Raw genomic sequence first — 25,219 nt, 5'->3', positions numbered from 1 at the left:
GGCGTTCCTCTCCGGACTGCTCCTGCTGATCTGGTTCCCGCTGATCGCCCGGCGGACCGAACGGCGGTACGAGGCCGCCGCCGGTACCACCCCGGACGTCTACTTCGGCAACTGGCTGCTGATCACCGGCATGCTGTTCGCGCTCTCCGCGCTCTGGCTGCTGGTCCGGGCGCTCCGCTCCCGTACCGGGCGGCGCAGCGACACGAACGTCCGCCCCTCCGAGCCCCACTGATCGGCGGTACGCCAGCCGCACGCTCGGGCGTGCCGCAGCAGGGCGGGCGTCCCGATCCGCGCCCAGGGAAACGGCTCGGCGGCGGCCCCGCACACGGTGGCGGGGGAGGACTCCCCGGGCGGTCCGCCCCGGCCGTCGTCGAGCCGGACCCGGACCCGTTCGTCCACGTCGACGGGGGCGGTCTCGGCGATCAGCAGCCCGCCGACGCCGAGCAGATCGGCCGCCCGTGCCAGCAGCGCGGCCGGGTCGCCGCCGATCCCGATGTTGCCGTCGAGGAGCAGCAAGGTACCCCAACGGCCCTCCCCGGGCAGCGGGTCGAAGACGCTGCGGAGCAGGGCCGCACCCCCGAGACCGCGCGTACGGGCCACCGCCGCCTCGCTGACGTCGATGCCCAGCGCCCGGTGCCCGAGCGAGGTCAGCTCGGCGACCAGCCGCCCCGGCCCGCAGCCGATGTCCAGCACCGGCCCCTCGCACCGGTGCAGCGCGGACAGATCGGCGGAGCCGGCGTCGGAGCACCAGCGCTCCACGTCCAGGGGCAGCAGCCAGCCGTCGCTGCGGCGCAGGAACAGCGGACCCCGGCCGGTACGCAGGGCGTTGGCGTACGGGTCGGCACCCCAGGAAGCGGTGCGCGGTGCGGCCGGACCCGTCCCGGCTTCGGTGATGTCGGCCGATTCGGCGGATTCGACGGATTCTGCGGGGGCCGGCGCCGCGAGCCCGGACGAGGGCACGGTCGTACTCATCGCACCCCCGCCCCGGTCAGCCGGTCGAGCACCGCGGCGAACCGGCCGCCCGGCGCGGCCGCCGCGACCCGGTGGGCGTCGGCCGCGGTGTCCACGTCGACCAGCACCGGCAGATCGCGCACGGCGAGCCCCGCCTCCACCAGCCTGCTCCGCTGCACCGCACCGGTCTCCGGGAGCGACATCGGCACCCCGCGCAGCAGGGCCGGATCCGGTTCCGCCAGGCCCAGGGCCCAGAACCCGCCGTCCTCGGCCGGACCGAACCAGGCCCCGCAGCCGTCCCAGGCGTCCGGCGCGAGTGCGGGGGCGAGCAGACCGGCCGTCAGCTGCGGGGTGTCCATGCCGACCAGGAGGGCCGGCCCGGTACACCCGCCGAAGGCGGCTGCGAGGCGCTCGTCCAGACCGCCCGCGCTCTGCGGCACCACCTCGAACCCGGGGGGTGCCCAGGGGCCCGGCCGCCCGTCGAGGACGAGGACCCGCCGCCGGGCGGGAAGGGTGAGCAGGGTCTCCAGGGTGTCCGTGAGGGCCGCGGTCGCCAGCTCGGCGGCCTCGACGGGGGAGAAGGGCGGGCAGAGCCGGGTCTTGACCCGCCCGGCCACCGGCTCCTTCGCGATGACCAGCAGTTCCGTCGGCCCCGTGGGCATCGGCTCGTACAGGCTCATCGCAGGGCCCCCGTCCCCGCGCGCACAACCCCACCGGTGGCGGTGTCCGCCGGTGGCTCGCGCAGGACGCCCCGCATGTCCCGCACCGCGTGCCAGGTCCCGCGCCAGGTGCCGGTCACCTTCGACTTCCCGGTGCGCGGCCGGTAGGGGACGTTGCTCTCGGCGACCCGCAGCCCGGCGTCCGAGGCCCGGACCACCATCTGGAGCGGATAGCCGCTGCGCCGGTCGGTGAGGTCCAGCGCCAGGAGATCGGCGCGGCGGGCCGCTCGCAGCGGGCCGAGGTCGTGCAGGCGCAGGCCGGTACGGCGGCGCAGCATCCGGGCCAGCGCCAGATTGCCGGCGCGCGCGTGCGGCGGCCAGGCGCCCCGGCCCTCGGGGCGGCGGCGGCCGAGCAGCAGATCGCACTCGCCGTCCGCGAGCCGCCGCACGAAGCCGGTCAGCAGCGCGGGGTCCAACGAGCCGTCGCAGTCGCAGAAGCAGACGAACTCGGCCTCGGCGGCGAGCAGCCCGGCGTGGCAGGCCGCGCCGAACCCCCGCCGTTCCTCCGTGACGACGGTCGCGCCGAGGGACCGGGCGAGCTCGGCCGAACCGTCGGTCGAGCCGTTGTCGACCACGATCGCGCGCCACCCGTCGGGGATGCGATCGAGTACCCAGGGCAGGGCGGCGGCCTCGTCGAGGCAGGGCAGAACGACATCGGCCGTCGGCAGGCCGGTGTGCGGATCGGGCGGACACGGAAGGGCGGCAGAAGAATCAGTCACCCGCATCACCCTACGGAGGCAAAACGGGCATTCGGGGCAACAGGTTCTTACGAAACAGGGACGTCGGCCGGATGGGGGGTGCTCGGGCCCCGGCGCGCGGGGGCGGGGTGCCAGAGTGGAGACCATGGAGAACACCCCGCCCGACTGCCCGCCGCCCGGATCCCCGGGAACGCGCGGCCGGATCCTCGTCGTGGACGACGACCCGACCGTCGCCGAAGTCGTCGTCGGCTATCTGCGCCGAGCCGGATACGCGGTCGAGCAGGCCGACGACGGGCCCGCCGCCCTGGGGCGGTTCGCGGCACGCCGGCCCGATCTCGTCGTCCTGGACCTGATGCTCCCCGCCATGGACGGGTTCGAGGTCTGCCGCCGGATGCGGGAGCACGGGCCGGTCCCCGTCATCATGCTCACCGCCCGCGGTGACGAGGAGGACCGCATCCTCGGGCTGGAGACCGGTGCCGACGACTACGTCACCAAGCCGTTCAGCCCGCGCGAACTGGTCCTGCGGGTCGACTCCGTGCTGCGCCGCGCCAGGGCCGCCGCACCGGCGGACGGCACCGGCCCGCTCTCCATGGGCGGGCTGAGCCTCGACCCCGCGTCCCGGCAGGCCTCCCGTGACGGGCGGGGACTCGCCCTGACACTGCGGGAGTTCGACCTGCTCGCTTTCCTTCTCCGGCACCCCGGAAAGGCATTCGGGCGGGAGGAGCTGATGCGCGAGGTCTGGGGATGGGACTTCGGTGACCTCTCGACGGTCACCGTCCACATCCGCAGGCTGCGCGGCAAGGTCGAGGACGATCCGGCCCGCCCCCGGCTGATCCGCACCGTGTGGGGCGTCGGATACCGCCTGGACCTGGCTCCGGAGAGGCCGGGGGCGGAGGCGCGCCGGCCAGCAGACCCCGCCGCCCCCGCCGTGCCGTCGACCGGGGGCCGGTCGCGGTGACCGACGTCCTGCTCATCGCGCTCTTCGCCTTCCTGGGAGCAGCCGCTGCCGGGCTCATCGGCGCAGGCGTCCTGCGGCGCCTGCGCCACCGTTCGCTGATCGTCTCGCTGAGCGTCGTCGCCGGGGTGGCCGTGGCGGCGATGCTCGCGGGGACGCTGACGGTCGCCTGGGCGATGTTCCTGTCGCCGCACGACCTCTACGTCGTCACGACCGTCGTCGCGATGGCCGCCCTCATCTCCCTGGCCACCGCCGTCCTGCTGGGCCGCTGGGTGGCCGACCGGAGCCGTGAACTGACACTGGCCACGCGGTCGTTCGGCGATGGCGGTACCTTCGCCGCGCCCGCCGGACAGCCCACCGCCGAACTGGCCGCGCTCGCCCGTGAACTGGCCGCCACCAGCGCGAAACTGGACAGCTCGCGGGAGCGGGAACGGGCGCTGGAGACCTCGCGGCGCGAACTCGTCGCGTGGATCTCGCACGATCTGCGCACCCCGCTCGCCGGACTCCGCGCGATGGCCGAGGCGCTGGAGGACGGCATGGCGGCCGACTCCGGGCGCTATCTGCGGCAGATAAGGGTCGAGGTCGAGCGGATGAACTCCATGGTCGGCGACCTCTTCGAGCTCTCCCGCATCCAGGCCGGTTCGCTCACCCTCGCGCCGGCCCGGATCTCCCTCCACGACCTGGTCGGCGACGCGCTGGCCGGCGCCGACCCGCTCGCCCGGGAGAACGGGGTGCGGCTGGTCGGGCACCGGATCGACGAGGTGCCGGTGGAGGTCGACGGCAAGGAGATGAGCCGGGTCCTGGGCAACCTTCTGATCAACGCGATCCGCCGCACCCCGCCCGACGGCACCGTGGCCGTCGCCGCGCACCGCTCGGACGGCGGTGTCGTGGTGTCGGTGACCGACGGCTGCGGCGGAATCCCGGAGGAGGATCTGCCCCGGGTCTTCGACACGGGCTGGCGCGGCAGCCACGCCCGTACCCCGCCGGCCGGGGCGGGCCTCGGCCTCGCCATCGTGCGCGGCATCGTCGAGGCGCACGCCGGCCGGGCCGAGGTCCGCAACGTCCGGGGCGGCTGCTGCTTCTCGGTCACGCTCCCGACAGCGTGACGGCGCTCTCCTCGCGGCGGCCCCGGCTCTCCGGTCCGCCGCCCCGGGCATCGCGCAGCGGGGCGGACGCGAAGTCCTTCATCCCCTCGGCGAAGGACACCCGGGGCCGCCAGCCCAGCTCCTCGCGCAGCGCCCGCGAGTCCGCCGTGACATGGCGGACGTCGCCCAGGCGGTACTCCCCGGTCACCACCGGGTCCGGCCCGCCGTGTGCGCCGGCCAGGGCGGCCGCCATCTCGCCGATGGTGTGCGGTTCGCCGCTGCCGGTGTTGTACGCGGCGAAGGACGCGGGCCGCCGCTCCCACACCGCCTCCAGGGTCACCGCGTTCGCCGCCGCCACATCGTGGACATGGACGAAGTCGCGTCGCTGGCCCCCGTCCTCGTAGACCCGGGGTGCCTCGCCCCGTGCCAGGGCCGAGCGGAAGAACGAGGCGACACCGGCGTACGGGGTGTCGCGCGGCATCCCCGGCCCGTAGACGTTGTGGTAGCGCAGGGACACCGCCCGGCCGCCCGTGGCCCGCGCCCAAGAGGCGGCCAGGTGCTCCTGGGCGAGCTTGGTCGACGCGTACACGTTGCGCGGGTCCACGGGTGCGTCCTCGGCCACCAGGCCGGGTGTCAGTGCCGTGCCGCAGTGCGGGCAGCGGGGCTCGTAGTCACCCGCTCGCAGATCGGCCTCCGCGCGCGGCCCGGGGCGGACCGTGCCGTGCCGGGAGCAGTCGTAGCGCCCCTCGCCGTAGACCACCATCGACCCGGCCAGCACCAGGTCCCGGACCCCGGCCGCGGCCATCTCCGCCAGCAGCACCGCCGTACCGAGGTCGTTGCACCCCACGTACAGCGGGGCGTCCGCGAAGTCCTTGCCGAGACCGACCATGGCCGCCTGGTGGCACACCGCGTCCACCCCGGCCAGCGCTTCCGCCACCGCCTCCCGGTCCCGGACGTCGCCGACGACCGTCCGGACGCCCGGCAGCTGTGGCGGTGTGCCGCCGGGGTGGGCCGAGGGCAGCAGGGCGTCCAGCACCACGCTCTCGTGCCCGGCCGCGGCGAGGGCGGCGACGACATGTGACCCGATGAACCCGGCTCCGCCGGTGATCAGTACGCGCATGACCGCCACGCTAGGGCCGGGCGCGGCGTCGGGCGGGGTCCGGCGCGCAGGCGTCACGGGACCGTAAGGACGTGCGGGTACAGGAGCGGCCGGTCGGCAAGGCCGGGCCGAGGGGAGCGGGTCATATAGTTGCATCTTGAACAACACGGCGTGCGGGTGAAGGAGCGGATCGATGGACGACCGGTCGGCCGGTGGAGCGGGGAGTGACGCGGAGGCCGGGGCGTCGGAGGCCTGGGCCGAAGCCGTGGTCGCCGGGCTCGACGGAGCGAAGGCTGCGGAGCGTGCTCTGGCGGACGCGCTGCGGCCGGCCATGTCCCTGAAGGAGGAGAAGGCGCAGCGGCGGGCCGAGGCGGTCCGGGCGGCGGCCATGGGGCTCGGCACCGCGGGCTGCGCTTCCGCCGCGGGCGTCTCCGAGCGGCTGCTCGCCTCCTGGCGTGCCGAGGACCCGGTCTTCGACGCCGCCCTGTCGACAGCCAGGTCCCTGGCGCATGTGCACGACGTGGTGCCGGACGTCGCCACCAACCCGGCTGTGCTCAGGGTGGCCCTGGACGCCATCCTGAGCGGCGTGCCGTTCATCGAGGCGGGCGCCCTCGTGGGGGTGAAGCGGGACACGTTCTACCGTCTGAGGCGAGGCAACCCCCAGCTCGGTGCGCTGTTCAGCGCGGCGCAGAACCTGCGCCGCAGGGGCGCGTCGCCGGGCCGGAAGCGGAAGACGGGACTTAAGGGGTACCGGCTGGTCCGCCTCGACGCGTCGGAGCCCCCGCGCGCCGATCCCGACGCCTGAGCACCGGACCGCCGGCTTCCGGATCCATGGCGTGCATTTCGGCCGTACTCCGGCAGTGGCCGGTCCTGGGTGTGCGTGGGGGCTGCGGGGCGGGGCCGCGAGGCGTCGCGCATGGCGCGGTAACAGCGCTTATTTCCGGCCATGATTGACAGATCATCACCGTGATGGCGTCCCATGTGCCCTATCGACAAGGCGAGTTGATGAGCTTAGGCTCACCTAAGTTTGGGTGCGTGACCCCCGTCGGCGTGCCCACTTACCGAGCCCTTCCCCTCACGCCTGACAGGCGGCTTTCCCGGATGATGGGAGTGACATGTCTCAGGGTCTTCCTGGCGACACACCACTGGTCCACGACCTCATCGGCATCGGCTTCGGCCCGTCCAATGTGGCCATGGCTATCGCGCTGAGCGAGCACAACAGCAAAGTCGGCAGGCAGGATTCGGTCACCGCTCACTTCTTCGAGCAGCAGTCGAGCTTCGGCTGGCACCGCGGCATGCTCATCGACGACGCCACCATGCAGGTCTCCTTCCTCAAGGATCTGGTGACGCTCCGGAACCCGGCCAGCGAATTCAGCTTCCTCTGCTATCTGCAGAGCCAGGGCCGGCTGATCGACTTCATCAACCACAAGAACCTCTTCCCGCTGCGGGTGGAGTTCCACGACTACTTCGAATGGGCCGCGGCCAAGGTCGACGACCTGGTCTCCTACGGACACGAAGTCGTCGCGGTCACTCCGTTCGTGCACGACGGGACCGTGGAGTACCTGGACGTGACCGTCCGGTCCGCGGAAGGGCTCTCGGTCCACCGGGCCCGCAACCTCGTCATCGGAACCGGCCTGCGTCCCCTCATGCCGGACGGCGTGGAACGCGGCGACCGGGTCTGGCACAACTCCGATCTGCTGCGCAAGGTCGACGGGCTGGAAGGCGACTCGCCCTCCCGGTTCGTCGTCGTCGGTGCCGGACAGAGCGCCGCCGAGAACGTCGCCTACCTGCACCGCAGGTTCCCCGACGCCGAGGTCTGCGCGGTCTTCTCCCGTTACGGCTACAGCCCCGCCGACGACAGCAGCTTCGCCAACCGGATCTTCGACCCCGACGCGGTCGACGACTTCTTCGCCGCCCCCGAGGAGGTCAAGAGGCGGCTGATGGCCTACCACGGCAACACCAACTACTCCGTGGTGGACATCGACCTCATCGACGATCTCTACCGGCAGATGTACCGGGAGAAGGTCCTCGGCACCGAACGGCTGCGCTTCCTCAACGTCTCCCGGGTCACCGGGGTGGTGGAGAAGCCCGACAGCGTCCGCGCCACCGTGAGGTCCCTGGTGACCGACGAGGAGTCGGAACTCGACGCCGATGTCGTGGTGTTCGCCACGGGCTACAGCCCCGCCGATCCGCTCGGCCTCCTCGGCCAGGTCGGCGAGCACTGCCTGCGCGACGACGAGGGCCGCGTCCGCGTGCAGCGCGACTACCGGATCTCGACCGACCCCGCCCTGCGCTGCGGCATCTACCTCCAGGGCGGTACGGAGCACACGCACGGCATCACCACGTCGCTGCTCTCCAACACCGCGATACGGGTCGGCGAGATCCTGGACTCGCTGCTCGACCGGCGGGTCAAATCCACCTCCGACGAGTCCCGGCCGACGGTCCAGGCCGTCGAGGGCGCAGGCGGCCAGGCACGGCCGTAGCAACCTCCGAAACAAAGCGAGTTCAGCGCCCGGCCCGCCCGATGGCCCATCGGGCGGGCCGGGCCCGACCGGTCCGATCAAAGGGATATCGTTCGTCGTCATGTTGACCACCGCAGTGGAGCGCCCCGCCCCGGAAGGGGCGACGGACACCCGTCGGCGCCGGGTCGTGGGGCTGGTCGTCCTCACGGTGACCCTGCTGGTCGCGGCGACGGTGTCCCTGGCCGTCGGGGCGCGCGCGCTGAGCCCCGCCGAGGTCTGGCACGGGTTGTTCGCGGAGCCCGAGCCCGACCAGAAGCTCACCGAGATCCGGCTCATCGTCCAGACCGTGCGCGTGCCCCGGACGGTTCTCGCGATCGTGGCGGGCCTGGCCCTGGGGGTCGGCGGGGCGCTGATCCAGGGGTACACCCGTAACCCCATCGCCGACACCGGACTGCTGGGGGTGAACGCCGGGGCCTCCTTCGCCGTCGTGTCGGTCATCGCCGTGTTCGGGTTCACCGACCCGTTCCAGTACGTCTGGTTCGCCTTCGTCGGCGCGGGTCTCGCCGGTGTCGTCGTCTTCGGTCTGGCCAGTATCGGCAGGGGCGCGGGCAACCCGCTGACCCTCGCCCTGGCCGGGCAGGGCGTCACCGTGTTCCTCGCGGCGATGACCGCGGCGGTGGCGCTCTCCGACAAGGAGTCGCTGAACGCGCTGCGGTTCTGGAACGCGGGCTCCGTCGCCGGGGTCCGCTTCGACGTCATCTGGCCGGTGACCGGGTTCATCGCCGTCGGGCTGGGCCTGGCGCTGATCACCCTGCCCGCCCTCAATCTGCTCAACCTGGGTGACGACGTGGCGCGGGCGCTGGGAGTGAACATCGCGGCGAGCCGGACCCTCGGCATCGTCGCCGTCACCCTGCTGGCCGGGGCCGCCACCGCCGCCTGCGGCCCCATCGCCTTCCTCGGGCTCATGGTGGCCCATGTGGCCCGCTATCTGACCGGGCCCGACTACCGCTGGCTGGTGCCGTACGCCGGTCTCCTCGGGGCCGGTGTCCTGCTGGTCTGCGACATCGTGGGCCGGGTGGTCGTACGGCCCGGCGAGCTGGAAGCGGGTGTCGTGGTCGCCCTCCTCGGGGCCCCCTTCTTCGCGGTCCTGGTGTGGCGAGGGAAGTTCAAGAGCGCATGAGAAAAGTGCAGGAGCGCATGAACGGGACCGAAGTGGCCGGTGCGGCCGGTGGGGCCGAAGTGAAGGCGTCGATGCCGCCCGGTGTGCGGCTCGGCCGGGTGTCGTTCGTCTGGCGGCCCTGGCTCGTGCTGGTCACCCTGGTGCTCGCGGCGGCGGCCTTCCTGATCTTCTGCCTCTCCATCAGCGTCGGCGACTTCCCCATCGGCCTGTCCCGGGTGATCGCCACCATCCTCGGCCGCGGCGAACAGGTCGACGAGTTCGTCGTCATGGACCTCCGCATGCCCCGGGCCCTGGCCGGTCTCGTCGTGGGCGTGGCTCTGGGCGTCTCCGGGGGGATCACCCAGTCCATGGCCCGGAACCCGCTCGCCAGCCCGGACATCCTCGGGATCACCGCCGGGGCCGGCGCCGTCGCGGTGTTCCTGGTGACGGCGACGGGCGGGACCACCGCGGCGATCACCGGCTCGGTCGGGCTGCCCGCCGCCGCCCTGCTCGGCGGTCTCGGCACGGGGCTGCTGGTCTACTTCCTCGCCTGGCGGCGCGGCGTCGACGGCTTCCGGCTCATCCTCATCGGCATCTCGGTGACCGCCGTCATGCAGGCGATCACGACCTGGCTGCTGGTCTCGGCCGACATCCGGGACGTGGCGCGTGCCCAGGTGTGGCTGGTCGGCTCCCTGGACAACCGGTCCTGGGACGAGGTCAAGGTGGCGTTCTGGGCCACGCTCGTCCTGCTGGCCGTCGTGGCCACCGTGGCCTTCCCGTTCAAACCGATGCACCTCGGCGACGACGTCGCCGCCGGGCTGGGCGTGCGGTTCGGCCGGGTGCGGGCCGTTCTGCTGCTCTGCGCGGTCCTGCTGGCCGCCGTCGGGGTGAGCGCGGCGGGACCGGTCCCGTTCGTCGCGCTGGTGGCCCCGCAGGTGGCGATGCGTCTGGCGCGGTGGCCCACACCGCCGTTGATCGCCTCCGGCATGGTGGGCGCGCTGCTGCTGATCGGCTCCGATCTGATCGCCCGCGCGGCGCTGCCGATCGGTCTCCCGGTGGGCGTGGTCACCGCCGTGATCGGCGGCCCGTTCCTCGTCTACCTGTTGGTACGGGCGAACCTCCGCTAGATGGTAGAAGTAAGGCTGACCTCAACAAGGGGGGCTCGTGGCCGCTCAGTTCACCGCCCGGACCGACGTCGGCGTCAAGGACGCCCCACGGCTGGCCGCCAGGGGCGTCACCGTCGGGTACGGCGACCGGACGGTCATCGACCAGCTCGACGTGGCCATTCCGTCCGGGGTGATCACCACGATCATCGGCCCCAACGGCTGCGGCAAGTCCACCCTGTTGCGCACCCTGACCCGGCTGCTCAAACCGGCCGGCGGAACCGTCGTCCTGGACGGCGAGGACATCGGCACGCTCCGGACCAAGGACGTGGCGAAGAAGCTCGGCCTGCTGCCGCAGGCACCGGTCGCCCCGGAAGGGCTCACCGTCGCCGACCTGGTCGCCCGGGGACGCCACCCGCACCAGAGCTGGCTGCGGCAGTGGTCGTCGGACGACGCCGACGTGGTGCGGCGCGCCCTGGCCATGACCGGGGTGGCGGACCTCGCCGACCGGACCGTGGACTCCCTGTCCGGCGGCCAGCGCCAGCGCGTATGGATATCGATGACCCTCGCCCAGGGCACCGATCTGCTGCTGCTGGACGAGCCGACCACGTATCTGGACCTGGCCCACGCCATCGACGTACTCGACCTGGTCGACGATCTGCACGAGTCGGGCTGCACCGTCGTCATGGTGCTGCACGATCTCAACCTGGCCACGCGCTACAGCGACAACCTCGTCGTCATGCGCGGGGGAGCCGTCCTGGCCCAGGGGCACCCCCGGGACGTGATCACCGCGGAGCTGCTCCACGAGGCGTTCGGGCTGCGGGCCAAGGTGATCGACGACCCGGTGGGTGACCGGCCGCTGATCGTTCCGATCGGCCGGGCCCATGTGCGGACCGAAGCGTAGTCCGATAATCGAACAGAAGAGCGCTTGAGGGATCTTGGCGCAATGACAGGTTCAACTCGTCCTGACCAGTCGAAAGTTGACCGGTTAGGCTAGGCTAGCCTCACTTGCTCGGGGTACAGTCTGGCTGCCCTCATACCGGGGCGCAGTGGACAGCGCGAAAGCAAGGGATTTGACGGATGCTTCTCCATCGAACGACGCCCCTGAAGCCGTGGCAGAGACTGGCCGCGGCGGTGTCCGCTGCCACCCTCGGCGTCGGCCTCCTCGCCGGATGCGGCAGCGACTCGGCCGACGAGAAGAAGAACGACGACGCCCCCGCGGCGGCCGAAGGCGTGTTCCCGGTCACCGTGGAGCACGCGTTCGGGTCCACCGAGGTGAAGAAGGCCCCCCAGCGGGTCGTCACCGTCGGCTACACCGACGACCAGGCCGTCCTGGCGTTCGGCATCAAGCCGGTCGGCATGGTCGACCAGTACCCGAACCCGGCCGGCCAGACCCCCGACATCAACACCCAGTGGCCCTGGGTGAAGGACAAGTGGGGCGACGCCCGCCCCGAGGTCGTCATGAAGAACGGGGACGCAGGACCCAACTTCGAGAAGATCGCCTCGCTGCGCCCCGACCTGATCATCGCGGTCTACTCCGAGGTCGACAAGGCGGCCTACGAGAAGCTCTCCAAGATCGCCCCGACCGTCGGCCGCACCAAGGGCGAGAAGGAGCTCTTCAGCGCCCCCTGGCAGGACAACGCGGCCCACATCGCCAAGGCGCTCGGCAAGGAGAAGGAGGGCGCCGAACTGATCAAGGGCATCCAGACCCAGCTGGACGCCGCCAAGAAGGCCAACCCGGACTTCGGCGGGCAGAAGGCCGTCGCCCTGTCCTGGTACAAGGACTCCATCTCGGCCTTCACCTCCACCGACGTACGCGGACGGCTCGTCACGGGCACCGGATTCACCTACCAGACCGAGATCGACAAGATCGCCGACGGCGGCTTCTCCACCGAGCTCTCGCCCGAGCGCATCGACCTGATCGACGTCGACCGCATCTTCGTCGTCAACGACAAGGCCGACACGGAGGCGCTCAAGAAGTCCGAGCTGTTCGCCAATCTGCCGGCCGTCAAGAGCGGCAAGGTCTCCTACCTCCTGGACAGCGAAGGCCCCGCGGTCGGCGCCGCGATGTCCCAGGGCACCCTGCTCTCCCTGCCGTACGCGATCGACGAACTCGTCGAGTCGGCCAAGTAGTGATGGCCACCCGACGGCCCGTCCCCCGGCGAGAATCGGTCTCTGCGTGACTGTCACCGACACCCCCGTCGCCCCCACGACCCTGCGCACCGCGACGGGGGGAGAAGCCGCCCGCTGGGTGGCCCGGCACTGCCGGCAGGCCCCCTGGCTGTCGGCCTCCACCGTCCTCACCACGCTGGCCGGGGCCGCACTCCAAGTGCTCCCCGTGCTGCTGCTCGGCCAGGTCGTCGACGGGGTCGTCGGGGGCGAGTCACGCTCGATACTCCTCACCGTCGGCATCCTGATGGTGGCGGCCGCCCTGTTCGGCGCGGCGGCCACCGCGGCCTCCACCTTCCTGATCGGGAAGCTCGGGGCCGAACTGCTCGCCCGGCTCCGCGAGGAAGCCGTACGCGCCGTGCTCGGCATGCCCAGCGCGCGCGTCGAGGAAGTCGGCCGGGGAGACGTGCTCTCCCGCGTCGGCGACGACGTGGCCGTCATCTCCAAGGGCATCCGCACGGCCGTCCCCACCGTGTTCTCCGCGGGCGTCCTGGTCGTCATCGCGACGATCGGCATGTTCGGCCTCGACTGGCGGCTCGGCCTGGCCGGAGCCTGCGCCCTGCCCGCCTACGCGCTGGCACTGCGCTGGTACCTGCCCCGCTCCGCGCCCCTCTACCGCAAGCAGCGGGCGGCCCAGGCCCACCGCGCCCAGGCCCTGATCAGCGGACTCAACGGCATCGACACGGTCCGGGCCTACCGCCTGGAGGACGCCGTACGCGAGAAGGTCACGGACGAGTCCTGGCGGGTGCGCAACCTCGGCATCGAGGTGTTCCGCTTCTTCGGCCGGTTCGTCGGCCGCGAGAACCGGGCCGAGTTCATCGGACTCGTGCTGATCCTGGTCGTCGGATACGCCCTGCTGGAGGCCGACGCCGCCACCCTCGGCGAGGTGTCGGCGGCCCCGCTGATGTTCCACCGCCTGTTCACCCCGCTCGGCGCCATCATGTTCACCTTCGACGAGGCCCAGAAGTCCGGCGCGAGCCTCACCCGTCTGGTCGGCGTCTTCTCGGAGCCCTCCGAGGCGCGCCTGGTGGGCGACGCCTCGGTCGCCACCGCCGCCGTCGCGCCCTACCCGGTCACCGTCCGGGACCTGACGTTCACCTACCCCGGGGCCGAGGACCCGGTGCTGCGGGACGTCTCCCTGTCCATCCCGGCCGGCGGCTCGCTCGCCCTCGTCGGGGCGACGGGCGCGGGCAAGTCGACCCTGGCCGCTCTCATCGCCGGCATCGGCAGGCCGCAGGCCGGGTCGGTGCACATCGGGACCCACGACCTCGCGGGCATGGACGAGGCCGGGGCCCGCGCCCTGGTGAGCATCCTGACCCAGGAGACCCACGTGTTCTCCGGACCGCTCGCCGACGACCTGCGGCTCGCCGCATCCCTCGCGAGCGACGACGACCTGATGGACGCCCTGCGCACGGTCGGCGCCGGGGAATGGGCCGCCGCTCTTCCCGACGGCCTGAACACCCAGGTCGGCGAGGGCGGCGAACGCCTGGACGTCACCAAGGTCGCCCAACTGGCCCTGGCCAGACTGGTGCTCGCCAGGTCGCCGGTCGTCGTGCTCGACGAGTCGACCGCTGAGGCGGGCAGCGAGGGCGCCGCCGAGCTGGAACGCGCCGTGCTGGCCGCCTGCTCCGGCCGGACCACCCTGTTCGTGGCCCACCGGCTGACCCAGGCGATGGCCGCGGACCGGATCGCCGTGCTCTCGGCGGGACGCGTGGTGGAGGAGGGAACCCACAGCGAACTGGTCGAGCTGGGAGGCCAGTACGCCCGGCTGTGGCGCGCCTGGCGCGAGGGAAGTTAGCGGAGAACCAGACCAACGCTCGTTCAACTCGCACGCCTCGAAAGGATGCTGAGACTTCGATGTCGGAACCGGGCGCTTCTCGCATACTGCTTTCCCCCACTCGGCTGGCCTCGTTGCGTCGGCGGATCGGCGACCACAGCGAACGGACCGTCGTCGAGGCGTGTGCCGTCGGGCTTGCGTACTGGGCGACCGGCACCGGCCCCGACGGCATGGACCTCACCCCCGCCACCCCCTTCCCCGACCTCCTCGGACGGTTCGACAACGGCACGAGCAGCACCGGGGGGTGGGAGACCGACGTACAGACCCTCGGCATCACCGTGCCGCCCGGCGTCGACCGGTCCGACGCGCAGCGGGCCCTGGACGACCTGGCCGACTTCCCGGACCGGCCCCTCGGCACCATCGGCCCGTCCGACCCCCTGACGCGCGCCGAGGAACTGGCCCGGTGGAACGACACCCGGGCCGACCGGGCCCGCCCGACCGTCATGGAGCTGTTCGCCGAGCAGGCACGCCTGCGGCCGGACGCCGTCGCGATCGTCGACGAGCGCCGCTCACTGACGTACCGCGAAACAGCCCAGCTGTCCGCCCAGTTGGCCCACCATCTGGTCGAGCGCGGCCTCGCACCCGAGCAGGTCGTCGGCATCTCCCTCGGCCGCTCCGCCGAGATGGTCGTCGGCCTCCTCGCCGTCCTCCAGGCCAAGGGCGCGTTCGTCCCCCTCGACCCCCGGTGGCCCGCCGCCCGCCGGTCCGTCGTCGCCGAGGACGCCCGGATCGTCCTCCAGCTCAACGCCACGGGCAAGGCCGACACCGGGGAGCCGGACGCCGTCGCCGTCGACCTCGACGACTGGAAGTACGGCGCCCACCCGACGGACGCGCCCGACACGACCGCCCCCGGGGACTCACTGGCCTACGTCATCTTCACGTCCGGTTCGACCGGGCGGCCCAAGGGCGCCATGATCCGGCATGAAGCGATCAGCGAGCGCCTGCTCTGGCAGTCCCGCGAGATCCTCCGGTTCGGCCACGACGACGCCTCGCTCTTCAAGGCCCCGCTCTCCTTCGACATCTCCGTCAACGAGATCTTCCTGCCCCTCACCACCGGCGGCCGGCTCATCGTCCTGCGGCCCGGCGGTGAACGCGACCCGCACCACCTCCTCGGCGTCATCGCCGAACAGCGCGTCACCTTCACCTACCTCGTCTCCTCCATGCTGGACGTCCTCCTGGAGCTCGTGGGCGACTCCGGCCGCCTCGACAGCCTGCGGCACGTCTGGTGCGGCGGCGAGGTCCTCACCCCGGAGCTGTACGAACGCTTCCGTACCCGCCTCGACATCCCGCTGTACCACGGCTACGGCCCCGCCGAGACGACCATCGGCGTCTCCCACGTCATCTACCGGGGAGCCGCGACACGCCTGTCGACGTCGATCGGCAAGGCCAACCCCAACACCCAGCTCTACGTCCTCGACGAAGAACTGCGCCCCGTCCCGGTCGGCGTCGGCGGCGAACTGTACGTCGGCGGCCTTCTGCTGGGTCGCGGGTACGTGGGCGCGCCCGGCCTCACCGCCTCCCGCTTCGTCGCCAACCCCTTCGCCACCGACGGCTCCCGGCTCTACCGCACCGGCGACCTGGCGCGGTACGCCCCGGACGGATCACTGGACTTCCTCGGCCGCGCCGACAACCAGATCAAGATCCGGGGCATGCGGCTGGAACTGGAGGACGTCGAGGCCTCTCTCGCCGAGCACCCCGGCGTACGGCACACCTGCGTCGTCGCGAAGAAGAACACGGCGGGCGGCACCTCCCTGGTCGGCTACGTCATCCCGGCAGGCCGCGACGAGGACCTGAGCGCCGACGACGTCAAGGCGTGGGCCGCGGCGAACATGGTGGAGTACATGGTGCCCACCCACGTCGTCGTCCTGCCGGAGTTCCCGCTCACCGCGAACGGCAAGGTCGACCGGAACGCGCTGCCCGAGCCCGCGACAGACACCGGCGCCCTCCAGGCGCCGGCAACCGAGAACGAACGGCTGGTGTGCGAGGCCGTCGCGGCGGTGCTCCGCCTGGACGCCGTCGGCGTGGACCAGGACTTCTTCCAGCTCGGCGGCGACAGCATCCTGGCGATCTCCCTGCTCAGCGCCCTGCGCGAGGTCGGTCTCCATGTCAGCGCACGCCAGATCTTCACCCACACCGTCGTGGGGGCACTGGCGGCGGTGGCGAGCCGTGAGTCCGTCGCCCCCGTGGACCACGGCGACGTCGCGACCGGCACCGTCGTCGGATCACCCATCGTGCAGTGGCTCGGTGAGACCACCGACTCCATCGACGGGTTCGTGCAGTCGGTCGTCCTCACCACCCCGGCCGAACTGACCCCCGAGGCCCTCGACGGCCTCCTCACCGCCGTGCTCACCCGGCACGACATGCTCCGCGCCCGGCTGGTGCGCGGTGAGCGCTGGGGCTTCGACATCCCCGAGGCCGGTGCGACTGCCCGCTGCTGGGAGCAGAGCGACGCCCCCGTCGAGGACTGCGTCGCCCTCGCGACCGCCGCGCTCGACCCGGACCACGGCGTCATGCTGCGCGCCGTCTGGCGCCGGGCAGACCGCCAACTCGTCCTGGTCGCCCACCACGTGGTCATCGACGGTGTGTCCTGGCGCATCCTGATGGACGATCTCGCCACCGCCTGGCGGCAGCTCTCCTCGGGCGAGGCCGTCGAACTGCCGGCGGTCGGAACGTCGTTCAGGCGGTGGACGCAGCTCCTGGGCCGTACCCCGTTCGATGCGCACCGTCCGCACTACGCCTCCGCGCTGCCCGCCGCCGACGCCCCGATCGGCAGGCGGGCTCTCAGCGCGGCCGACACCGTGGCCCGCGAACGGACCCGGACGGTCTCCGTCGGCCCCGCCACCACCGCCGCACTGCTCGGGGAGATCCCCGCCAGGTTCCACGCGGGCGTCAACGACGTCCTGCTGACCGCCCTCGCCGTCGCCCTCGCCCGCCTGCGGCGGGACCAGGGGCAGGACCAGACCTTCGCCCACATCGAACTGGAAGGGCACGGCCGCGAAGGCCGTTTCGTCGCGCCCGCGGCCGGCTTCGAGCCCGAACTCTCGCGTACCGTTGGTTGGTTCACCACTCTGTTCCCGGTCACCGTGGACCCCGGTGCGGCGAGCGACCTCACCGCACCGGCCTACCTGGCCGCCGCCCTCAAGGCAGTGAAGGAGGACCTCGCCCGCGTACCGGCGGGTGGCCTCTCCTACGGGGCCCTGCGCTATCGAGACGCCGACGGACCGACCGGCGCCCCCGCACCGCAGGTGCTCTTCAACTACCTGGGCCGCTTCGACGCGGGCAGCGCGGGCGACTGGCAGCTCGCGGGAACGACAGGGCAGTTGGGCGAGAGGCGCGACCCCCACATGCGGCTGCCGCGTGCCCTGGAGTTCAACGCGATCGCGGAACCCGACGCGAGCGGCGCGTACGAACTGGTCACCACCATCTCCTGGCCCGAAGGCGTGTTCACCGAGGACGACATCACCACCCTCGGCGACCACTTCCGCTCGGCCCTCACCGCACTCGCCGCGCTCGAAGACGGCGGCCACACGCCCAGCGACTTCCCCCTGGTGCCGCTGACCCAGGCCGACGTCGACGCCCTGGACGGCCCGGCACTGCACGACATCCTGCCGCTGACCCCGTTGCAGGAAGGCCTCTACTTCCACTCCGTCTTCGACGACGACGCCACGGGCAGCTATGTCGAGCAACAGGTGATGACACTGGACGGCGACGTGGACGCCGACCGGCTGGCGGCGGCGGCCACCCGGCTGCTCACCCTCCACCCCAACCTGGCCGCCCGCTTCACGGCCCTCGCCGACGGACGGGTCGTCTCCGTCGTCGAACACGGCAGGCGCGCCCCCTTCACCACCCTGGACGGCCCCGCCCGCACCGACGAGGAGATCCGCGCCCTCGCCGAGCGGGACCGCCGGGCCGGGTTCGACCTCGCCACCGGCCCCCTGATGCGCTACACGCTCATCCGCTCCGACACGGGCCCCTGGGTCCTCGTCCAGACCGTGCACCACATCATCGCGGACGGCTGGTCGGTGCCGCCGATGCTCCGCACCCTGCTGACCGAATACCACGCACCGGGATCGGTGTACGCGCGCGGCGGCTACCGCGACTACGTGGACTGGCTCGCCGCCCGCGACCAGGACGAGAGCGACCGGGTCTGGCGCGAGGAGCTCGCCGGACTGCCCGGCCCGTCCCTGGTCGCCGAGGGCCACACCCCCTCCGAACGGTTCGCCGGCGTCACGGCGGAGCCCGACGAGGACATCGACGTCGCCGCACGCTCCGCCGGAGTCTCCCTGAGCGTGGCCGTGCACAGCGCGTGGGCGGCGACCCTGGGCGGGTTGCTGCGCAGCAGGGACGTCGTCTTCGGCTCCACCGTCTCCGGACGTGACGCCGACGTCCCCGGCATCCGCGACATGGTGGGCCTCTTCATCAACACCATTCCGGTGCGCGCCCGTTGGTCCGCGACCGACACGGCGTACGACCTGCTGGACGCCGTGAAGCGGCACCAGGGCGCGGTCCTGCCGCACCAGCACGTCTCCCTGGCCCGGACCGGCCGGCAGAGCGGCACGGGCACCCTCTTCGACACCCTGGTCGTCTTCGACGTCGCCACCGACCTGGCCACCCTGCGCGGACCCGACGACACCCTCGTCATCACCGGCATCGTCAACGAGGGAGCACCGCACTACCCGTTGACCCTCGTCGTCGAGCGCGCACAGAACGGCCGGGTGCGCTTCAACCTCATCTACGACGGTCAACTCCTGCGCCCCGCAAGCGCCGAAATCATTCTCGACACGTTCACCCGGACCCTCACCGGACTGCTCGGCCGCCCGGACACACCGGTCGACTCCCTGCTTCCCACGCCGGGCAGGGCCCCGGCGCAGGAGGCGGTCCCGGCCACCCTGGGCGAGCTGTTCGACGCCGCCGCGCACCGCGACCCGGCGGCCACCGCCGTCACCCGGTGCGCGCTGGACGGCACCACCCGCTCCCTCACCTACGGTGAACTCGCAGCCGAAAAGGACGCGTTGGCTTCGGCCCTGCGCGCGGCCGGGGTCCGCCCCGGGCAACGGGTCGCCGTCGCCGTCCCGCGCTCCCTGGAACAGGTCGTCGCCCTGGTCGCCGTCGTCACCGCAGGAGGCGCGTACGTACCGCTGGACCTGGCCTACCCGGACGAGCGGCTGGAGTACATCCTCGCCGACTCCGCCCCGCAGGTCGTTCTCGTGGACCGGGAACAGCAGGGCCGCTTCACCGACCTGCTGGAGAGGGCCGGGGTGACGGCCCGCGTGCTCGTCCAGGGCGAGGACCTCCCGCAGTCCGCCGGGCCCGCCGCGCCCGACGTCCGCCCGGGAGACCCGGCGTACGTCATCTACACCTCGGGCTCGACCGGCAGGCCCAAGGGCGTCGTCGTCCCGCACTCCGCGGTGACGACGCTCCTCGCCAACACCCGGCCGGACATGGACTTCGGACCCGGCGACGTCTGGGTCCAGTTCCACTCATTCTCCTTCGACTTCGCCGTCTGGGAGCTGTGGGGCGCACTCGCCCACGGAGGCGAACTGCTCGTACCGGAGTACGGGCTGACCCGCTCGCCGGTCGACTTCCACCGGCTGGTCCGCGAACGCGGCGTGACCGTCCTCAACCAGACCCCGTCCGCCTTCCACCAGTTCATCGAGGCCGACCTGCACGCCGAGGAACCGGTCACCTCGCTGCGCCGCATCGTCTTCGGTGGCGAGGCGCTCGACCTCGGGCGGCTGCGCGGCTGGGTCGAGCGGCACGGCACCGGTACGCCCGAGCTGGTCAACATGTACGGCATCACCGAGACCACCGTCCATGTCACCCACCGGGTGCTCACGGACGAGGACTTCACCCGGGGCGACGGCGCCAGCCCCATCGGCGGTCCGATCCCGGGCCTGACCGTCCATGTGCTCGACGACCGGCTGCGGCCGGTGCCGCCGGGCCGGGTGGGCGCCATCTATGTCGCGGGCGACCAGGTGTCCCTCGGCTACCTGGGCCGCCCCGGGCTCACCGCCCAGCGCTTCGTGGCGAACCCGTTCGCCGCCGACGGCTCGCGGATGTACCACACGGGCGACCTCGCCCGCCGGACGCTCGACGGCGAGCTGAAGTTCGCGGGCCGGGCGGACGACCAGGTGCAGCTCAAGGGCTTCCGCGTCGAGCTGGGCGAAGTGGAAAGTGCGGTACAGGAGTTGACCGGGGTCGTCGATGCGGCCGTCACCGTGGCGGACAGCGGCGACCACCTCGTCGCCCATGTCGTCGGGGAGCCGCCCGCTGACGTGAGCGCCCTGCTCGCCGCCAAGCTCCCCGCACACATGGTGCCGGGCCGGGTCCTGCCGATCGACGCGCTGCCGCTGACGGTCAACGGAAAGCTGGACCGCAAGGCGCTGACCGACCGGGCCGCACGGCAGGACGCCGCCCGGGACGAGACCACGCCGCCCCTCGGTGACTCCGCCCTCACCGCCCTGACCGGCATCTTCGCCGAGACCCTGCCCGGCGCCGCCGTCGACGCCGACACCGACTTCTTCGGCGCCGGGGGTGACAGCATCGTCGCCATCACGGTGATCAACCGTGCCCGGGCACTCGGCCTGCCGATCGCACCCCGGGACGTGTTCCTGTTCAAGACGCCGCGCGCCCTCGCCGGCCACCTCGCGACGCGCGCCCCGGCCCCCGAGCCGTCGGCACCCTCCCGCCGTGAGGACGGCCCCCTGCCCCTCACCCCGATCATCCTGCGCCAACGCGAACTGGGCGGCTCACTCGCCCGGTTCGCACAGGCCAGGGCCCTCACCGTCCCCGAAGGCACCGGCCTCGCGGACATCCGGCGCGCGGCCGAAGCCGTCGTGGCCGCACACCCGGCCCTGCGGCTGCGCTTGCACATCGAGCACGGCGTCTGGTCCCTGCGCACCGAACCCGCCCGCGGGACCTCCGTCGTCACCGGGCACACCACCGACGCGACCGCCGCCGCGAACGAGGCGGCCGGGCGGCTCGACCCCACCACCGGGGACGTCATCGCGTTCTCCTGGCTCGCCGCGAGCGGCACCCTGGTCGTCACCGTCCACCACATCGCCGTGGACGCGGTGTCCTGGCTCCTCCTCCTCGACGACCTGACCACCGCCCTGAGCAGCGGGGCCGCCCTGCCGCCGCCGACCACCTCCTACGCCGCGTACGCGGAGGCGCTGGCCCTGCGGTCCGCCGAGACGGCCGACGGCCTCGGCCACTGGCTCACCACTCTGGATGCCCCGGCGCTGACGCCCACGGTCCGCGATCTCCGGGAGACCACCGTCGTCCTGCCGCCCGGCGCGAGCGACCGGGTGACCCGCAACGCGCCCGGCGCACTCGGCCTCGGACTCACCGAGCTGCTCTGCGGAGCCCTGCGCACCGCGCTGACCCGGATCCAGACCGAGCCCACCGATCTCGCCGTCGACCTGGAGCGGCACGGCCGCGTTCCGGCGCGGGACGACCACGACTACTCCCGCACCGTCGGCTGGTTCACCTCCATCGCCCCCGTACGCCTGACCGCCCACACCGACCCCGTCGCCGCGGCCCGCGAGACCGCCGAACGCCAGCCGGACGAGGACGGGCACATCGCGTACGGCAGGCTCCGCTACCTCAACCCGCAGACGGCCCCGCTGCTGACCGCCCGGCCGCAGGTCCTCTTCAACTACCTCGGCCGGGGCAGCGAATCGGAAGCCCTGCGGATCACCGGCGCCGACCAGGGTGACAGCCCGTACGCCGTCGAGGTCAACGCCTGGACCGACGAGAGCACCGGCTCCCTCCACGCGGCCTTCACCCTCGCCGACTCCGTTCCCGACGCGATCACCGGCCACTGGCTGACCGCCCTGGAGCAGATCGCGGACGCGTCCGTGACGGCCGAGCGCACCGCACCCGTCACCCCGCTCCAGCGAGGCCTGTACTTCCAGGCTCAGCTGGCGGGCACGGGTCCGGGCACGGGCATCGGCACCGGCACGGAAGCGGCGGGCACGGCCGGGCACTACGTCGCGCAGAGCTGGTTCGCCTTCGACCGTCGCCTGGACCCCGACGCGCTGGCCGAGGCGATGGCGTACGTCATCGGCCGCCACCCCGTCGTCGGCGCGGGCTTCACCACCGACGAGGACGGAAACCCGGTCCAGCTCCTCGCGGCGGGCCGCCGGGTCCCCGTCCGCACCCTCGACCTGGCCGACGACGCCGAGGTCGATGCGGTGCGCACCCGCGACCGCGAGCAGGGCTTCGACCCGGGGCAGCCGCCGCTCGTCCGGATGACCGTGGCCCGGCTGCCCGACGGCCGCGACGGGCTGCTGCTCAGCTACCACCTGCTGCTCTGGGACGGCTGGTCCCGCGAGATCCTGCTGCGCGACCTGTTCGACGCGTACGAGGCCGTCGTCGCCGGCGAACCGTGGGACGCGACGCCCGCCGTGCCCGGCTTCGAGGAGTACGCCCGGCAGCTCGCCGCCAAGGACCCGGCCGTGGCGGAACGCTTCTGGGCGGAGCACCTGGCAGGTCTGGCCGGGCCGACGCTCCTCGCCGGACCGGCCCCGGCCCTGGCCGACGCGCTGCCGCGGCCGCTCGTGCGCTCCCTCTCCGCCGAGCTGTCGGAGCAGCTGCGCGAGGCGGCCCGGACCCGGGGTGTCACGCTGAACTCCGTGCTGACCGGAGCCTTCGGTCTCCTTCTCGGAGCCCGTACCGGCCGGAGCGACGCGGTCTTCGGCGTCACCGTCTCGGGGCGTGAGGGCGAAGGGCACGGCGACATCGTCGGTGTCCTGCTCAACACCGTCCCCCTGTGGACGCGGGCCAGGCCCGACGACTCGGTCGACGCCTACCTTTCCTCCGTACAGGCGGCGCGCGTGGCGGCGATGGACCACGAACACCTCGGCCTCGGCGAGATCCAGCGGGCCGCCGGACACGACACCCTGTTCGACAACCTGTTCGTGCTCCAGAACTTCCTGGACCTGGACGCGTTCGCCGAGATGAACGCCCGCCACGGCATCACCGAGGTCCAGGCAGACGACTCCACGCACTACCCCTACACCTGGGTCGTCACACCCGGCGACCGGCTCACGGTCAAGCTGGAGCACCGCCACGGCGACACCGACAGCGCCCGCAGCCTCCTCGACGACTACCTGCGCGTCCTGGAGGACCTGGCCCAGGCCACCGGCCCGATGGGCGCGCTGCCCGGCCTCGGCCCGGACCCCACCGCCGCCGCGCGCACCGAGGTCGGCACCGACACCGTCGTCGACCGGTTCGACCTCGCGGCCGACCGTGATCCGGACCGGACCGCCCTCGTCGCCGACGGCGCGACCCTGACCTTCGGCGAACTCCAGGAGCGCAGCCGGGCCGTGGCGGGCGTTCTCGCCGCACGCGGCATCGGGCCCGAGACGACGGTGGGCCTGGCGATCCCGCGCTCCCTCGACTGGATCGCCGCGCTGTTCGCGGTGTTGCGTGTCGGGGCCGCGTACGTACCGCTGGAGCTGGACCACCCCGACGAGCGGATCGCCGCGATCGTCGAGGACGCCCGGCCCGAGGTGATCCTCACCGTGAGCGCGGTGTCGCCCCGGCTGACCGGCGAACTCATCGAGCTGGACCGCCCGTTGCCGGAGGCCGCGCCGTACACGACGTTCGCGCCGGGTGACCCGGACCGGCTGCGCCACCCCGCGTACACCATCTACACCTCCGGATCGACCGGGAAGCCCAAGGGCGTGGTGACCGAACACGCCGGTCTCACCAACATGCTGATCAACCATCAGCGCCGGATCTTCGAACCCGTTCTCGCCGAGCACGGCCACCGGACCTTCCGTATCGCGCACACCGTGTCGTTCGCCTTCGACATGTCGTGGGAGGAGCTGCTGTGGCTCGCCGACGGTCATGAAGTCCACATCTGCGACGAGGAGTTGCGCCGCGACGCACCCCGGCTCGTCGCGTACTGCCTGCGGCACGGCATCGACGTCATCAACGTGACACCCACCTACGCCCAGCAGTTGGTGGCCGAAGGGCTGCTGGAGGACCCCGAACGGCGTCCCGCGCTCGTCCTGCTGGGCGGCGAGGCCGTCACCCCGACCCTGTGGCAGCGTCTCGCCGAGACCGAGGGCACCGTCGGCTACAACCTCTACGGGCCCACCGAGTACACCATCAACACCCTCGGCGTCGGCACCTTCGAGTGCCAGGACCCGGTCGTCGGCGTGGCCATCGACAACACCGAGGTGTACGTCCTGGACCCCTGGCTGCGACCGCTGCCCGACGGCGTCCCCGGCGAGCTGTACGTGTCCGGCATCGGCATCGCCCGCGGCTACCTGGGCCGCAGCGCCCAGACCGCGCACCGCTTCGTCGCCTGCCCCTTCGGCGCGCCCGGGGAGCGGATGTACCGCACCGGGGACCTGGTGATCCGCCGGCCCGACGGGAACATCGCCTACCTGGGCCGCACCGACCAGCAGGTCAAGATCCGTGGCCACCGGGTCGAACTCGGGGAGGTCGAGGCCGTGTTCGCCGCCCACCCGGCGGTGCGCTTCGTCGCCGCCGTCGCCCAGCCCGACCCGGGAGTCGACGGGGCGTACCGACTGGCCGCCTATCTCGTCCTCACGGGCCCCGCCGATCTCGCGCAGGTCGCGGGCGAGGTGGGCGCCGGGCTGCCGGACTTCCTGCGCCCGACGCACTACGCCCAGGTCGACAGCATCCCGCTCACCGTGAACGGCAAGGCCGACACCAAGGCGCTCCCCGAGGCCAGGCCGCTCGGCGCCCTCACCACGGCGGGGGAGCGCGGCCCCGAGACCGAGACCGAGAGCGTCGTCTGCGAGTTCTACGCCGAGGCGCTCGACCTCGACGACGACGAGGTCAGCGCGGTCAGCGACTTCGTGTCCCTCGGCGGGCACTCCATGCTGGCGGTGCGGCTCGTCGGACTGCTCCGCCGCGAGTACGGTCCTGTCATCACCATCCGCGACCTGTTCACCCTGCGAACCCCCGAAGCGATCGCCCGCCACCTCGACGAGAACTCCTGA

At 72.5% G+C, this 25,219-nt stretch carries 14 protein-coding genes; 10 read left to right on the top strand and 4 right to left on the bottom strand.

Going from position 1 to position 25,219, the window contains the following annotated elements:
• Nucleotides 1-99 precede the first annotated feature (99 nt).
• Genes WQO_RS01535 through WQO_RS01525 form a run of 3 tightly spaced genes read right to left on the bottom strand, consistent with a single transcriptional unit; the run spans nt 100 to nt 2,395 of the window.
• The gene (locus tag WQO_RS01535; protein ID WP_029182731.1) at nt 100-972 is read right to left on the bottom strand and encodes a class I SAM-dependent methyltransferase; all 873 of its coding nucleotides are present in this window, start codon (nt 970-972) and stop codon (nt 100-102) included.
• Nucleotides 969-1,631: a TIGR04282 family arsenosugar biosynthesis glycosyltransferase gene (locus tag WQO_RS01530; protein ID WP_010064424.1), complete on the bottom strand. Its 663-nt coding sequence runs from the start codon at nt 1,629-1,631 to the stop codon at nt 969-971. Before WQO_RS01530 ends, WQO_RS01535 begins: the two co-directional genes overlap by 4 nt.
• On the bottom strand, nt 1,628-2,395 hold the full coding sequence (locus WQO_RS01525) for a glycosyltransferase family 2 protein (RefSeq protein WP_010064423.1): 768 nt from the start codon (nt 2,393-2,395) through the stop codon (nt 1,628-1,630). Before WQO_RS01525 ends, WQO_RS01530 begins: the two co-directional genes overlap by 4 nt.
• 118 nt (nt 2,396-2,513) lie before the next feature.
• On the opposite strand from WQO_RS01525, the gene WQO_RS01520 reads away from it, so the two are divergent.
• A complete protein-coding gene (locus WQO_RS01520; RefSeq protein ID WP_010064421.1) occupies nt 2,514-3,326 on the top strand; it encodes a response regulator transcription factor in 813 nt (270 codons plus the stop codon).
• Nucleotides 3,323-4,429, top strand: coding sequence for a sensor histidine kinase (locus tag WQO_RS01515; RefSeq protein ID WP_010064420.1), 1,107 nt, complete (start codon nt 3,323-3,325; stop codon nt 4,427-4,429). Before WQO_RS01520 ends, WQO_RS01515 begins: the two co-directional genes overlap by 4 nt.
• Here WQO_RS01515 and WQO_RS01510 read toward each other — a convergent pair.
• Nucleotides 4,410-5,528, bottom strand: coding sequence for an NAD-dependent epimerase/dehydratase family protein (locus WQO_RS01510; protein WP_010064419.1), 1,119 nt, complete (start codon nt 5,526-5,528; stop codon nt 4,410-4,412). The two genes, WQO_RS01515 and WQO_RS01510, sit on opposite strands and share 20 nt — an antisense overlap.
• Nucleotides 5,529-5,700: 172 nt before the next feature.
• Here WQO_RS01510 and WQO_RS01505 point away from each other — a divergent pair, with 172 nt between their 5' ends.
• The 8 genes from WQO_RS01505 (at nt 5,701) to WQO_RS01470 (ending at nt 25,219) form a co-directional block, all read left to right on the top strand.
• The gene (locus WQO_RS01505) at nt 5,701-6,312 is read left to right on the top strand and encodes a hypothetical protein (RefSeq protein ID WP_010064418.1); all 612 of its coding nucleotides are present in this window, start codon (nt 5,701-5,703) and stop codon (nt 6,310-6,312) included.
• 310 nt (nt 6,313-6,622) lie between these two features.
• The gene (locus tag WQO_RS01500) at nt 6,623-7,990 is read left to right on the top strand and encodes a lysine N(6)-hydroxylase/L-ornithine N(5)-oxygenase family protein (RefSeq protein WP_010064417.1); all 1,368 of its coding nucleotides are present in this window, start codon (nt 6,623-6,625) and stop codon (nt 7,988-7,990) included.
• A 100-nt stretch (nt 7,991-8,090) separates the two neighbouring features.
• Nucleotides 8,091-9,149, top strand: a complete 1,059-nt coding sequence (locus WQO_RS01495) for a FecCD family ABC transporter permease (protein WP_010064416.1) — start codon at nt 8,091-8,093, stop codon at nt 9,147-9,149.
• 17 nt (nt 9,150-9,166) lie between these two features.
• Nucleotides 9,167-10,255 (top strand): FecCD family ABC transporter permease, encoded by a 1,089-nt coding sequence (locus WQO_RS01490; RefSeq protein WP_010064415.1) that lies wholly within the window; start codon nt 9,167-9,169, stop codon nt 10,253-10,255.
• A gap of 37 nt (nt 10,256-10,292) precedes the next feature.
• Entirely contained in the window at nt 10,293-11,135 is an 843-nt protein-coding gene (locus tag WQO_RS01485; RefSeq protein WP_010064414.1) for an ABC transporter ATP-binding protein, read from the top strand.
• A gap of 176 nt (nt 11,136-11,311) precedes the next feature.
• Complete coding sequence (locus tag WQO_RS01480) at nt 11,312-12,364, top strand: iron-siderophore ABC transporter substrate-binding protein (RefSeq protein ID WP_029182728.1); 1,053 nt, start codon at nt 11,312-11,314, stop codon at nt 12,362-12,364.
• Between the two features lie 46 nt (nt 12,365-12,410).
• Complete coding sequence (locus WQO_RS01475) at nt 12,411-14,198, top strand: ABC transporter ATP-binding protein (RefSeq protein ID WP_010064411.1); 1,788 nt, start codon at nt 12,411-12,413, stop codon at nt 14,196-14,198.
• Between the two features lie 59 nt (nt 14,199-14,257).
• Complete coding sequence (locus WQO_RS01470; protein WP_058953834.1) at nt 14,258-25,219, top strand: non-ribosomal peptide synthetase; 10,962 nt, start codon at nt 14,258-14,260, stop codon at nt 25,217-25,219.

Origin of the sequence: Streptomyces globisporus C-1027 (assembly GCF_000261345.2) — a bacterium.
In the GTDB taxonomy this organism is placed as follows: Bacteria; Actinomycetota; Actinomycetes; order Streptomycetales; family Streptomycetaceae; genus Streptomyces; species Streptomyces pakalii.
Note: the sequence above shows the minus strand (reverse complement) of the source record. Positions and strands in the feature narration are given on the sequence as shown.

What these genes read in the sequence shown, in the direction of transcription:
- WQO_RS01490 (WP_010064415.1), top strand. Translation starts at nt 9,167, where the DNA reads ATGAACGGGACCGAAGTGGCCGGTGCGGCCGGTGGGGCCGAAGTGAAG.
- WQO_RS01530 (WP_010064424.1), bottom strand. Translation starts at nt 1,631, where the DNA reads ATGAGCCTGTACGAGCCGATGCCCACGGGGCCGACGGAACTGCTGGTC.
- WQO_RS01520 (WP_010064421.1), top strand. Translation starts at nt 2,514, where the DNA reads ATGGAGAACACCCCGCCCGACTGCCCGCCGCCCGGATCCCCGGGAACG.
- WQO_RS01500 (WP_010064417.1), top strand. Translation starts at nt 6,623, where the DNA reads ATGTCTCAGGGTCTTCCTGGCGACACACCACTGGTCCACGACCTCATC.
- WQO_RS01510 (WP_010064419.1), bottom strand. Translation starts at nt 5,528, where the DNA reads ATGCGCGTACTGATCACCGGCGGAGCCGGGTTCATCGGGTCACATGTC.
- WQO_RS01480 (WP_029182728.1), top strand. Translation starts at nt 11,312, where the DNA reads ATGCTTCTCCATCGAACGACGCCCCTGAAGCCGTGGCAGAGACTGGCC.
- WQO_RS01525 (WP_010064423.1), bottom strand. Translation starts at nt 2,395, where the DNA reads ATGCGGGTGACTGATTCTTCTGCCGCCCTTCCGTGTCCGCCCGATCCG.
- WQO_RS01470 (WP_058953834.1), top strand. Translation starts at nt 14,258, where the DNA reads ATGTCGGAACCGGGCGCTTCTCGCATACTGCTTTCCCCCACTCGGCTG.
- WQO_RS01535 (WP_029182731.1), bottom strand. Translation starts at nt 972, where the DNA reads ATGAGTACGACCGTGCCCTCGTCCGGGCTCGCGGCGCCGGCCCCCGCA.
- WQO_RS01505 (WP_010064418.1), top strand. Translation starts at nt 5,701, where the DNA reads ATGGACGACCGGTCGGCCGGTGGAGCGGGGAGTGACGCGGAGGCCGGG.
- WQO_RS01495 (WP_010064416.1), top strand. Translation starts at nt 8,091, where the DNA reads ATGTTGACCACCGCAGTGGAGCGCCCCGCCCCGGAAGGGGCGACGGAC.